The sequence below is a fragment of the Halarchaeum rubridurum genome, from assembly GCF_014647115.1.
Lineage (GTDB): Archaea > Halobacteriota > Halobacteria > Halobacteriales > Halobacteriaceae > Halarchaeum > Halarchaeum rubridurum.
Genome location: NZ_BMOO01000004.1, coordinates 160,992 through 173,246, shown reverse-complemented (window position 1 = coordinate 173,246; position 12,255 = coordinate 160,992). Strand labels below are relative to the sequence as shown.

Annotated in this window: 10 protein-coding genes; 3 read left to right on the top strand and 7 right to left on the bottom strand. The window is 55.9% G+C overall.

Going from position 1 to position 12,255, the window contains the following annotated elements:
• The first annotated feature begins 65 nt into the window (after positions 1-65).
• Entirely contained in the window at positions 66-224 is a 159-nt protein-coding gene (locus IEX84_RS09695) for a hypothetical protein (RefSeq protein WP_188872326.1), read from the top strand.
• A gap of 132 nt (positions 225-356) precedes the next feature.
• Here IEX84_RS09695 and IEX84_RS09690 read toward each other — a convergent pair whose 3' ends face one another.
• From IEX84_RS09690 to lysW, 3 genes are read right to left on the bottom strand one after another with little or no spacing between them, the layout of a single operon-like run.
• Positions 357-1,196, bottom strand: a complete 840-nt coding sequence (locus IEX84_RS09690) for an acetylglutamate/acetylaminoadipate kinase (RefSeq protein ID WP_188872324.1) — start codon at positions 1,194-1,196, stop codon at positions 357-359.
• A 55-nt stretch (positions 1,197-1,251) separates the two neighbouring features.
• Positions 1,252-2,109 carry a lysine biosynthesis protein LysX gene (gene lysX, locus IEX84_RS09685; RefSeq protein ID WP_188872322.1) on the bottom strand — a complete coding sequence of 286 codons (858 nt, stop codon included), beginning with the start codon at positions 2,107-2,109 and terminating at the stop codon, positions 1,252-1,254.
• Positions 2,110-2,274 carry a lysine biosynthesis protein LysW gene (gene lysW, locus IEX84_RS09680; RefSeq protein ID WP_188872320.1) on the bottom strand — a complete coding sequence of 55 codons (165 nt, stop codon included), beginning with the start codon at positions 2,272-2,274 and terminating at the stop codon, positions 2,110-2,112.
• A 112-nt stretch (positions 2,275-2,386) separates the two neighbouring features.
• Here lysW and nucS point away from each other — a divergent pair, with 112 nt between their 5' ends.
• Positions 2,387-3,106, top strand: a complete 720-nt coding sequence (gene nucS / locus IEX84_RS09675) for an endonuclease NucS (RefSeq protein WP_188872318.1) — start codon at positions 2,387-2,389, stop codon at positions 3,104-3,106.
• 335 nt (positions 3,107-3,441) lie between these two features.
• On the opposite strand, the gene IEX84_RS09670 is transcribed toward nucS, so the two are convergent.
• The 4 genes from IEX84_RS09670 to IEX84_RS09655 form a co-directional block, all read right to left on the bottom strand.
• Complete coding sequence (locus tag IEX84_RS09670) at positions 3,442-4,170, bottom strand: hypothetical protein (protein WP_188872316.1); 729 nt, start codon at positions 4,168-4,170, stop codon at positions 3,442-3,444.
• An 82-nt stretch (positions 4,171-4,252) separates the two neighbouring features.
• Positions 4,253-5,695 (bottom strand): P-loop NTPase family protein, encoded by a 1,443-nt coding sequence (locus IEX84_RS09665; RefSeq protein ID WP_188872314.1) that lies wholly within the window; start codon positions 5,693-5,695, stop codon positions 4,253-4,255.
• On the bottom strand, positions 5,692-8,898 hold the full coding sequence (locus IEX84_RS09660) for a tubulin-like doman-containing protein (protein ID WP_188872312.1): 3,207 nt from the start codon (positions 8,896-8,898) through the stop codon (positions 5,692-5,694). The genes IEX84_RS09665 and IEX84_RS09660 overlap by 4 nt, the downstream gene beginning before the upstream one ends.
• Before the next feature lie 250 nt (positions 8,899-9,148).
• Positions 9,149-10,063 (bottom strand): tetratricopeptide repeat protein, encoded by a 915-nt coding sequence (locus tag IEX84_RS09655; protein ID WP_188872311.1) that lies wholly within the window; start codon positions 10,061-10,063, stop codon positions 9,149-9,151.
• 313 nt (positions 10,064-10,376) lie between these two features.
• Here IEX84_RS09655 and IEX84_RS09650 point away from each other — a divergent pair, with 313 nt between their 5' ends.
• A complete protein-coding gene (locus IEX84_RS09650) occupies positions 10,377-12,179 on the top strand; it encodes an outer membrane protein assembly factor BamB family protein (RefSeq protein WP_188872308.1) in 1,803 nt (600 codons plus the stop codon).
• Positions 12,180-12,255 lie beyond the last annotated feature (76 nt).

Below are 12,255 nucleotides of genomic sequence, written 5' to 3'. Positions count from 1 at the left end.
TCTGGGGCGCCCACCGCCACGTCGCGGAGCGGCAGTTCTTTGCGACGGTCGTCCGTCGTACCTCTATGCGCGCGCTCTCCGTCGCTGCCCTCGCCGCGGTTCTGGTCGGCGTCGGCTCCCTCGTCCTCGACGCCCTCCACGCACCGCCGCTCGCCACGCCGTTCCTCGTCGGCGTCGCGGTCCTCGTCGTTGCCCTCCGCCGGACGACCACCGACGTCGTTTAAGTCGCTCTCGTCACAGGGACTAGATACGACCGAGGTGCGACGGTCGACGTCGCGCCGCTTCTTCGCGCTCTCACCGTCGCCAAGCGGCGGGAGCGCCCTCCCGCTCTACCGACAGCGACGCGCCGCCCCGCGCTACTCCTCGGGGAGCGCGTCGCGCTCGATGGTCGTCCCGGTGCCCCGAAGCGCGGAGCGAATCGGCTCGTCGGCGTTCGCGTCCGCGACGACGACCGAGGGCGCGCCACCGCGCAGCGCCTCCTCGGCCGCCATCACCTTCCGCTTCATGAACCCCTCGGCGGCCGTCCGGAGCTCGTCGTACTCCGCGGGCGTCGAGACGCGCTCGATGAGCGTCTCGGGGTCCTCGGGGTCCCGATAGACGCCCCGCGTGTCCGTGAGGAGTACGAGGTCGGCGTCGAGCGCGCCCGCGACCGCCGCCGCGGAGCGGTCGGCGTCGCTGTTGACCGGGGTGTAGGAGCCGTCGTCCTCGACGCCGAGCATCGGCACCGACGCGACCGGCGTGTACCCCCCATCGAGGAGCCGCGTGAGGAGGTCGTCGTTGACGTCCTCGATGGTGCCGGAGTGGTCGCCGCGCTTGATCTTCTTCTTTCCGTCCTCGACGACGCGCACCGCGGACTTCCGCGGGCCCGTCAGGAGGCCGCCGTCGACGCCGGAGAGGCCGACGGCGTCCACGCCCTGGTTCTGGAGGCCGGCGACGAGGTCGGTGTTCACGACGCCCGGCATCGCCATCTTGAACGCCTCCATCGTCGCCTCGTCCGTGAAGCGCCCGACGACGCCGCCCGGCGTCTCCACGTACTCCGGCTCGATACCGAGGCGTTCGAGGGTCTCGTCGACCATCGTCGACCCGCCGTGGACGACGACGACGTCCTCGCCGTCGTCCGCGAGCGCCGCGACGTCCGCGAGCGCGCCCTCAGGGTCGACGGCCTTCGCGCCGCCGATTTTCACCACGACCGTCACGCGAACCACCCCCGGTGGTGAGTGTGACCCAGTCGGGCCGCGGGTTCGACGCTGGTCACGCGGCGCTCACCCCCGCTTTCGTCTCCAGCCAGTCGACGATTCCGCCGGGGACGTCGACGTCGACCGCGTCGTTCAGCGCCTTGAACTCGCAGGTCGCGTTCACCTCGTGGACGGTGTAGCCGCTTCCGGTCTCCATCATGTCGACGCCGAGGAGGCCGCCGCCGACCGCGTCGCTCGCGCGCGTGACGAGGGCCGCGACCTCGTCGTCCACCTCGAAGGCCGTCGCCTCGCCGCCGCGCGCGGCGTTCGTGATCCAGTGCTTCGAGGAGCGCGTCATCGCCGCGATGGGTTCGCCGTCCGCCGCGACGACCCGGATGTCCCGGTCGGGCTTCGGGACGAACTCCTGGACGTAGAAGACGGAGTGCTCGTAGCTCCCGAGGGTCTGTTTGTGTTCGAGGATCGCCTCGGCGGCGTCCCGCGTGTCGATCTTCGCCATCAGCCGCCCCCACGACCCCGTCACGGGCTTCAGCACGCAGGGGTAGCCGAAGGCCTCGACGACGTCGAGGGCGCTCTCGACGTCGAAGGCGACCTCGGTCCGGGGCGTCGGGACGCCCGCGTCGGCGAGCGCGAGGCTCCCGCGGACCTTGTCGGCGCACGTCGAGGTCGGCTCCGAGCCGTTCACGACGGGGACGTCGTAGTGCTCGCAGAACCGGCTCACGTAGCGCACCCGCGAGGACTCCTGACAGCGATTGAGAACGAGATCGAGGTCGTCGAACTCCTCGGGCCGCTCGTCGATGGCGAAACGCGGCTCGCGGACGTCGATCTTCGCCACGTCGTGACCGCGCTCGCGGAGCGTGTCGAGCAGGAGGGTCTCGTCCTTCCGGATGCGCGAGTAGCAAAAGCCGAGCCGCATCTACTCGCCCCAGTCCTCGTCGAGTTCGGGCGCGAGGTCGAGCATCACGGGGTCCTCGCCCGTCACTTCGAGCTCCGCACCACAGGTGCCACAGTCGACGATCTCGCCGGTCTCGACCGATTCCGCCAGTTCCAGTTCCGCGCCGCATTCGGGGCACTCGGACATACGCCGGCGTTCGCGGACCGGCTACTTAGGTTTGCACCTCCCGCTCCCGCCCGCACCGGCGCGCCGAGTGCTCGCCGCGTCGCTTTTCTCCCTCCGCCGCCGAGTACGCTGCGTGTCCGAGACGCCCGACGCCCTCGTCGATCCCGCGCCCGCCGTCGCCGCGGCGTTCGTCCGCGACGCCCGCGACCGCGGCGCCTTCTGCACGCTCCTCGGGCGCTGTCACGTCGCCTACGACGGCCGGACGCGCTCCTCCGCCGGCCCCGCGGACCGCCTCGTCGCGCTCAAACCCGACCGCACGCTCCTCGTGCACGCCGCCGACGGTCCGACGCCGCAGAACCGCCTCAGCGCCGACGCCGTCGACGTCGCACACGAGGACGGCGCGGTTCGCCTCACCGCGACGCGCGAGTCGCCCGACGAGGAGCTCGTCGTGACCTTCGAGCGCGTCGCCCGCGCGAGCGCGATGCCGGTCGAGAAGCGCGACGCCGACGTCGAGGTGTCGGGGACCGAGGCCGACCTCAAGGAGCGCGTCCTCGCCGACCCCGAACTCGTCGAGGCGGGGTTCAGCGCGCTCGCGGCCGAGCGCGACACGCCCGCCGGCCCCGTCGACGTCTTCGGGCGCGACCGGAGCGGTCGCCCCGTCGCCGTCGAACTGAAGGCCGTCCGCGCCGGCCCGGACGCCGCGAGCCAACTCGCGCGCTACGTCGACGCGCTCTCGCGTGACCTCCACGCGGACGCGGAGGTCCGCGGCATCCTCGTCGCGCCCTCCTGCACGCCGCGAACGCGCCGCGTGCTCGCCCGCGACGGCCACGAGTTCGTGAGCCTGGAGCCGTAAGTCTTCGGTTCCACTATTTGATCTAACTTCTTGAGAATGCGAAAATAAGTCAACTATTCAACCGTTACCGGTGGCCAAGGAGAATGTCTCAGGGACTGATTCAGAGCTGATTCACTACTTGTCCTCGGTACTGCCAGCGTGCTGACGGACCTTCTTGAATAGCCGTCCCGGCCAACCGCGGCTTGGCCGCTCAAATTTCCCGGCCTCGTTAATATACGTTCGGGAACCGTTTTTCGCTAGCGTAACCCTGTCCCGATGAATTGGTCGTACATAAGGAAACCACTGAAGGAAAACATGGAGATGCTGACCGTCGGTTGAGGTATGAGCTGAGATGCCTACCAGATCCAGATAGTATTCTTGATCACCTCTGCTCCAGGTAGTGACGTATTTAAGTAATGGAGGCCGATCAGAGCTACTGCGACATAAAGTAGAGATAGTAAGACGATAACGCCGACACTGATGGCGATTGACTCGAGTGCAGCTGTTAGATTGATTGTTCGATTATCGACCGAAATCGTGCGGTCGTCTGTAGAGTGATCCACCGTACTTGGATCCATCAGCTCTTCCGTCCTATCAAGCGGCTCAAGGGATACGTAGTCCCCTTTCTCGATAACGAGGTCGTACTGGCCAAGTGAGTCGGGGACCCTACCTTCACCTTGGACAACTGCAACTCGGAGCCCTGGCTTCATGCCTTGTATCTGTGAGATGAGCTGAAGCCCTTCTTCATAGCTCGGAATCCCGAACCGGAGCTGGTGGCCCCGCGAGAGTAGATAATTTATTCGATTACATTGGTCTCGGGAGGCAACTTCTCGCTTGATGGACTTCTGGAGAGTATTGAAGAAATTCTCACCACTTGCTGACTCTTCGATCTCTAAGCCGTGGCGTTGTTCTGCTTTCGAGATAATTGCGCTATTGATGTCGGTCAGATCTGGTTGCATATCTGAAATAGCTCGAGCGTAGTATTGTTCCATCCGGCCACTTTGACTCTCGTAACCGCGGAAATAGACGATGACCTCAGTGACAGATCCGAATTCAAGCGAGAACACAACGCCGTACTGACCCATCTCTTGGATCGTCCGATCTCGTGCGTCTCCCTGTTCACTAAGCGGATATCCCTGCGAATCATAGATCTGTACGCTCGTCATCTTACTTCTCCCCTAGCATATCGAGTAGGCGATCAAACCCAACTGTTGCGACCGATCCACTGTTACGCATCGGGACGCGCTCCCCGTTTTCGTCAATTCGTGTCTGATAATAGACTGGGTGAATAACCGGTTGATCTGTCTGAGCTTTGAGCGCTTGGACCGACTGGTTCTGCGAGAGCCGATCGTCGACATATTGCTTGAACTCGTCGAAATACTGCTGAGCCTGCAGACCTTGCTCCTCACGAAATTCTTCTGCGAAGATGTCGGACTTTGTCGCGACAAGAATGACCTCCTTACTGTCCGTGGCTTGGAGGATATCGAAATACGGCTCAATATCAAGGCGCTCATTCTCCAGAAATCGGTTTGAGTCAATTAGCAGTACGAGAGTATCCGCCTCCTGAATTGAACGGGAAGCTTGATTCACCGTTGATGGAAGGTCTCCGCTTGATCCGGCACTCATCAGCGCGTCTGGGAGTTGCTCAAGCAGCTCGCCTGCATAATCTAGCGTTGAAACTTGTACATTTCGTGGGAAAATAGAGCCGTGAACGTATTTGAATTGTAGATCCTCCAGCTCTCGCTGGCGAGTCGCATCTACGAACCACCCATCCTGTTGGCGATCTAGTTCACCGACCAGATTCATAAGATCTTGGCTCGGGTCAAGCGGAACTTGTTGCTCCTTGTTGTTTAGTCGGTTAAGTGCTTCAAGATAAGAACCAACGAGCAAGAGCGACTTCCCCGATGCCTTCGGACCGAGGACGAAGAAATCTTGTTCGGCGTCGTATGTGACGAAGCGACGAGCTGTGACGACGAATCCGGTAACGAGTATTGTGTGGAATATTATCTGCTGTGCACCACCGATTATCTGAATTCTTGGTGAAAAGTTAGGTGGCAATGAGATGCCACCTGCGGTAATACTAACCGGTAGCTGATATTCAAGATGGAATTCAACGAAGCTCAACACAACGACGGCTGTAAGGATGTAGTAGATTGCCTTTGACGCTCCCCGGAATTCCAACACACCTCCGGAAGTAATGTTTGAGAGCGTTCGCCCTCCTCCGAGGAAAGCACTAGCGGCGAGGCCGATAGCAATCCACGGGAGGTTTGATATTGAATCGATATTCGGCAACAGGAGTCCCATACCAGATAGAATGATAAGTGCGATAACTGAACCAGCGAACAATAAGACTCCCTGTAGGCGCTTTTTAGTGTCCACTACCATGAGGAGGAGGAACCCGAAGTAGAGGCCGAGTAGGGCGGAGGCAATGACGTCGAGACTCAATCCGACGAGTAGCCGTGTTCGGAAGAGGAACCGGGTGAGGCCGCCCCCACGCCACGCATCTCCGAGCATGGGGGTAAGCAAGGCCGCAAACACCACGATAGCGGCCATATAGACTGCGAGGACGACTTTTTCAGAGTTCTGTTGTATCGCCTTAACCGCCTTCACGATGATCCACCTCCCTGCTCGCTCTCCATCTCGTCTACCCCCTCTTTGAGCTTCGTGCCATCTGGCGCATCGTCTGCCAGCGAATTAATCTGTTCAGACCACTCTTGCAAGAGACCGTCTACGACATCCGATTCATCTTGTAGTAAGAAGCTCACGTCGTCGCTCGATTCGACGTTAAGAGTGCCTTTCCGACGGACATAGTGCCCGTCTTCGAGTCCGAGGCTATGATGAATCTGGATATCAACGTCGGGATTAGTTGCCCATTCTTCATAGCCGCTCGCGTAGCCGTCTGCTTGCACGGCTTTCCGAATATTATCAAAGAAGACGCCGTCAACAAACACCGCCATCCCGATATCCCAGTCATCACCGATATCGGCGTTCCAGGCACTATATCGTTGCTTTGTCGGGTTCCCTTCGAGATCAAAGGCTTCCTCGTATGTAGACTTGAGGTTGATTGTGTCGCTTTCGAGTTGGTCGACCGCTTCGCTTAATACTGCGACACGAACCCGGAGATCTGAGTAGCGACGACCGTTATGACTCAGCTTACGCCGTTGGAGGCCGGTGTACTGACGATCAAGTGTGTTGTTCGCTAGTTCTTCGAGGTTGTCTCGAACTCGATTTAGCTCTTGACGATTGTTGAACAGGCCAGTGTCGGAGAGCGTTTTGCTTCCGGTTGCTTGGAATACTTGCTGTGGCTGGACATTCTTTATGTAGACATAGTCCTCCGATTCCGTTGTGACAGATCGGCTTGACCGTTCGTCGAAGTCTGATAATGCCTCTTGGAACGACGATTGGTGGTCTTTGAACACCCCGCGGCGGTTACTGACCGACTCAAATAGGTCGATCACTGATTCGTAGAGACTGATATCTTCGTCGAGGTTTTCTATCCGTGAGTTGAGGTTCTCTCGACGCGATTCAATATCTGCTGTCCCGTCCAACTCGTTTTCAAATACACGTCGAGCGATATCACGGCAGGCCTCACGGTCGATTTCTTGCTCGTCCAATTCGCGTTCTAGGTCATCTTTCACCTCGCGTGGTAGTTCCTCTTCGAGCTGATCGCGGAGTTTATCGATGATGTCCTTTTCGAGTTCATCCTGTCTCTCCTCAACCTTTCCTAACACCGGATCTGGGTTATATTCGAGCTCTGAGGAAAACTGTGCGCTTGGTGGTCCAACGGAGAACACGCCGGTGTCGTCAAGACGGTTCGACGCCATTCGGAAGGTCTTCTGTGCTTCCTGTTTCTCTTCTTTCGTTGAGGAGTCCCATGGTGCGAGACGCTCGAGCGTACTCTCTTCCCGTTCGAGGTGAATGTATGCTTTTCGGGCGTTCTGGAGTTCGGAGAGTGATCGCTGGATTGCTCGCTTGTCGTCCTCAATAGAGACGCCGGTTGGTCGAAGAGATTCCTCGAGTGAGTCAAGCGCAGTATTGACCTCACCAGGGTTGACGTTCTCCACTTCTTCAGTGCTCCCCGAGTTTACGATTTCACCTCTGTATTGCGAGAGAGCTGTCTGAAGTGAGTCGAGATCCCGCTTGATCTCGTCGTAGGCGATCGCTGAAAGTTGCTCTATATGGTGTTCAATATCCCGTTCCCACCGAGAGACATCTGCACTGACTTCCTCTTTTTGCTCTTCGCGGATTGACTCTAGCTTGCTAGCTGCTTCTGCGAGCTCTTCGTTGAGTCGCGCTCGCTTTTCCTCTGCTTCGGATAGCTGTGATTCTAATCGGCGGACCGTTCTGCCGGCGCTACTTGCTGCATCTTCGAGTCCGAGGATGGATTCGACGGCACGGCGGACGCGGTTGTTGTCGATCGCGCTTTTCTGTTCTAGGATCTGTTTCCGGCGTGTGATGAGATCGAGGTCTTGTTGCAGGACCTCTGAGAGATGAGCGTCAACATTATCTGCGTACGTCGTCTGCTCATTCGGCATCGCGACGCCCGCTCGTAGCGAGCCACCGATGATATCTATTTGTTCCCCTATCTCTTCCGATTCTTCGGCGGCGTCGGCCAGAACTTCCCGAAACAGATTGACAGATTCGTATTCTAACTCTTCAAAAAGGTCGAATTCGAGGAGTGACTCAAAGGTCGTCAGCCGGTTCGATAGATCACTTTCCTCTTCTCCCCGGAGTCCACCATCGACCTCACCGTATTGTGAATCAAGGAATATCTCCACTTCCTCGTAGATGTCTCGCTCTGCGTCAAGCGCGTCTTCTTTGAAGTTGAGGATATTCTCGATAGACTTCCGCGCCTCCTGAATCGCTTCTACGTTATACCGGAGAATTTGGGGGATACCTATCGTAAATGGCGCAAACTGTGGTGATCCACTAAAGACGTCTTCCATTCCTTGGTTATTATAATATGCAAGGAGGAGGTATACCGCGGCTTGGTCGAACTCTTCGATCATCTGATCAGATTCGACGCGGTTACCCCGTTTACCATCGAACCCCGTGGGGTCAATAGGCATCAGAATTCGGTCCTTGAATAGTGGATTACCTGTAAGGCTAAGCCATTCGAGTTCGGAGAGTGCAGCGAATGCATTCGCGTTCTCACGTAGTCCTTCTGTATGGTTGGGAAGAACACCGAAGAGCGTAATATCGGCTGTCGGCATCTTCTTGGTCAGTTCTTGGGCGACATCGATGAACAGACCGGAGCCCGTACCGCCACCAATTCCGGATATGATCGCAATCTCCCCCTTCGAAGGGATGTCGATCATCGTAGCGAGTTGGTCATCCTCGGCGTATGCTTTGTAGTACATAGCTTTGCCGAGCCCCCGTTTTCGGACAGCCCCCTTCGCGAAATTGAGGTTTTCTTCGATATGCTTTTCTGAAACCCACCAGTTCTGCTCTGGGATTCCGGTGCCGGATGTAATTCGTGGAACGACGTCGTCTCCCACGAGATCAATCCGACTGTTGAGCATGATGTTTTCGGTGATTAGTTTGTATCTGACTTTTACGTCCCCAACTCGTCCTCCTTCTGAACTTTCCCGATATTCTTCCTTGATTTCATCGCGCTTTTGACGAATATCGCTGATACGTTCCAGGTCATCATTCTTTTCTTCAGATGCAGTGTCGAGGAATGTTATGGTAAGTGTTTCTGGGTCGGGGCGTGGTTGGAGTACCTCTCGAAGAACCCACTCTGATTCAAGGATTTCCATACCGATGTCCTTGCCTGCCCCGCCGATACTAAAAATTTGATCCGGAAGTGTCATTCCTACCAGAAGGGTCACAGCATACCGACATAAACGATAGGATTAAATACATACATATAATAAGTTAATTTAAAAAATTACAACAGACTTTTATTTCCCGACTTGTCATCTCCCACCCTCCTCCATTCGGATTCGAAATACGATTTGTCTAGGCCATCAGCGTCCGATTACACAGCACGAAATAGACATAAACCACCCCGGGGTCGATTATTGAGGCATTTGCTCCACTTTTCTGTAGATGTCACACTAGCTAGCTGCAAATAAAGAGCCCAGCAGAAGCCATTTCTCGACGCGTCTTGATTTGGGTACGACTAGTAAATGATTGGCCCTCCACCTCCAGATTCAGATCGTTAACCTCGACGGAAGACAACTTCTCTTCTGCCTCCTTGTAACGGTTGTCCGCCTGTCGATAGCGCGTCTGAGCTACTACACTCCGCTCGGTTGCAAGCGCATCACTCGCTTCTGTGAGGTGGGTCTCTGCATCTTTCAGTATCTTCGCCACCTCCGCCACTACATCTCGCTTTTCCTCGGCGTTTTCTTGAGCAGTAGAAATTGTATTAATCGTTTGGTCGAACTTATCGATACGCTCCTCGTCCATGGCGCTCATCCGAGCCGTACGATATTTCGTAAGAGCAGAATCATACTCACGGACCGCATGTTCATACTCACCTCGTTCGACGAGTGCGTCCGCATATTCCCAATGTGCATGCGCACGCTTGCCATTACGCTGATCCCGTCTATGATGATCTTCTGACTCCTTAGACTGCTTGAGTAGTGCCGGTGGAGCTTCAATATCAACTATTTCACTGTACTCTCTATGCAAGGCGGTCAAGAACGCGATCATCCGTTCTGATCCAGTAGCTGAACAAACTAGCTTTGAGTCCGTCGTATCGGCTACGTAAATGCGGTAATCGCCGTCGCCCCCTTTGACAATGAGCGAATCTAATTCCGACAATCTCCATACAGTCCCCGTCTCGTCAAATAAATTGATCGAAACTACGTACAGATCATTAGATATGAGCGTAAGTATCGATTTTGTCCGAATAACCCCCTTCTTAACGGGAAAGCCAACCACAAACTGATTGCCGGTATATCCTTCGTCCTCAAGGTGACCGATAACCCGATCAGGAAGCTCGGATTGATTGGTCGCGTAGTCCCATCCCATTTGGCTGTGTGTATCCGTGACACTCACTTGAACTTTACCAAGAGTACGATCATATTGTTTAGAGCTGACAGCGGATGTGACCCGTTTGAGGCGCAGCCGAAGCGGGTCACAGTTGATGAAACCGCTGTCGAAATTGAACAGTTCATGCCTTATTACAACCGCTACAGACTGCGTCAGACTCTTGATGGAAGGACACCGATTAACGAGATCCAGAACTAGACAGTGCCCGGCCGCCTCATCCCTCAACTCTAATCTGAACAGTGGCACTAGATAGGCCCCATCAATTAACCTCTATGTGATCTATTATAGACGTATGAGTGATACACCAGTGTGTGGACGGCGACAAGTTCTCAGGACGACCAGCGCGTTCACTGCATTAGGTATTGTAGGTTATACGACCTCTACTACTGCTGCTGCTGATCCCGGAGATCTACAGTGGGCCTTCACCTATGGTGGAGGTGGTTCGTCGCCAACGGTAGTAAATGGAACGGCTTTCGTCGGTAGTATGGACCGGAACCTGTACGCGGTGAATGCTGAGACGGGTGAAGCAGAGTGGGCCTTCTATACCGGCGGTCGGGTTCACTCATCACCGACGGTGGTGGATGGGATAGTTTTCATCGTTAGTAGTGACTCGAATCTGTACGCGGTGAATGCCGAGACGGGCGAAGAGGAGTGGGCCTTCAAAGACGAGTATCTATGGTGGTCATCACCAACGGTAGTGGGGGGGATGGTTTTCGTCGGTAGTGGAGATTCGAACCTGTATGCGGTGAATGCCGAGACGGGCGAAGAGGAGTGGACCTTCGCTACCGGCGGTCAGGTTCGCTCATCGCCGACGGTGGTGGATGGGACGGTTTTCGTCGGTAGTAGAGATTCGAACCTGTATGCGGTGAATGCCGAGACGGGTGAAGAAGAGTGGGCCTTTGAACCACAGGCATACGGTCTGGGGCGGTCATCGCCGACCGTAGTAGATGGCACTATATTCGTTAGTGGCTACCGATCCCTTTATGCGGTGGACGCTGGGGTTACTGGCTCCAGTGAAGGGTCTCGCACTACACTGGGGACACTCGGACATCACGCTGACTGGCGGTACGCCGAACAGTCGGTCATAATCCCAACTACTACTAGACCACGCCAAAACTCCAGTACTCCGACCACAGCTACTACTGAAATAAGCCGAGGCTCAGATGAGACAACGTTATTCACCCTCCTCAAAGAAAATCAACTTCCGATTTCTCTCTTCCTTGTCGCAGGTGGAGTTCTTGGTGTAGGAGAATTCATACGGCAGTACTGGTCCGCCCGCTCCTCTGGGCCAACCCAACCAAGCGATACGAGTACTACCGACCCAGAACTGCGACAAATACCCGACCCGGAACCCGAGGACTATCCAGCTGAGCCGAGCCAACTGCAAGAACTCGCTATTGAAACGATTGACCGTGCTGAGACGGCCAAAGCAAGCGGTGATTATGTACGGGCTGAAAACGCGTACGCAGAAGCGATCACACAACTCAAACGAGCGATTGAGGCAGCAAAATCGGTTGATGGCGATAATATAGAGGATCCTAAAGCTAGACTTGAAACTACAAAAATGGCGCTCAACACCGTGACGACTCAGCGCGAACAACGGTCATCACTAGCGGAAGACCTGCAATCATCTGAGCAAAACTTCCAAGACGCAATTGTTCAGTATTTGATTGGTAACGAGACGGTTTCCCGCATTCGTTTCCGGCAGGCCCGCAACGGCTTCAAGCGCGCCGAGCAGACGATTGAGAGAAGTACTGTGCCATTGCTGGAGACTCCGGTTACAGTCACATTTGAGAGAGAAGTAGCCCTCCCCTCGACTAATCTGGATGGCCTTACTATAGTAAGTGACACAACAGTTGAAGCACTATCATCGGCCGATATTAAGACACTTTCCGATTTAACAGCGGACTATGGAGAAATAATCCCAGAAGTAGTCAGAAGAATTGGCCAGAAGTATGAAATTAGTGAGTCAGAGAAGATTGTGCTAATATTGCTATCATGGTGGTACGACAGCGACAGTCACGATTTTACCGATATGATAGAAATCTCACAGCGGTACAAGCGAGCCGACTATGGGTTCAACAAAAGTATATAGTCGACTTTTCACGCCGAGGAATACCCGTCTATTCTAGCGGCTGCATTGAATTATTAGCCGATAAGTGTCTGCCTCA

Excerpts from the sequence above, each read along its gene's own strand:
- IEX84_RS09695 (WP_188872326.1), top strand. The coding sequence starts at position 66 with ATGCGCGCGCTCTCCGTCGCTGCCCTCGCCGCGGTTCTGGTCGGCGTC.
- lysX (WP_188872322.1), bottom strand. The coding sequence starts at position 2,109 with ATGCGGCTCGGCTTTTGCTACTCGCGCATCCGGAAGGACGAGACCCTC.
- lysW (WP_188872320.1), bottom strand. The coding sequence starts at position 2,274 with ATGTCCGAGTGCCCCGAATGCGGCGCGGAACTGGAACTGGCGGAATCG.
- IEX84_RS09670 (WP_188872316.1), bottom strand. The coding sequence starts at position 4,170 with ATGGGTCAGTACGGCGTTGTGTTCTCGCTTGAATTCGGATCTGTCACT.
- IEX84_RS09660 (WP_188872312.1), bottom strand. The coding sequence starts at position 8,898 with ATGACACTTCCGGATCAAATTTTTAGTATCGGCGGGGCAGGCAAGGAC.
- IEX84_RS09655 (WP_188872311.1), bottom strand. The coding sequence starts at position 10,063 with ATGGGATGGGACTACGCGACCAATCAATCCGAGCTTCCTGATCGGGTT.
- IEX84_RS09650 (WP_188872308.1), top strand. The coding sequence starts at position 10,377 with ATGAGTGATACACCAGTGTGTGGACGGCGACAAGTTCTCAGGACGACC.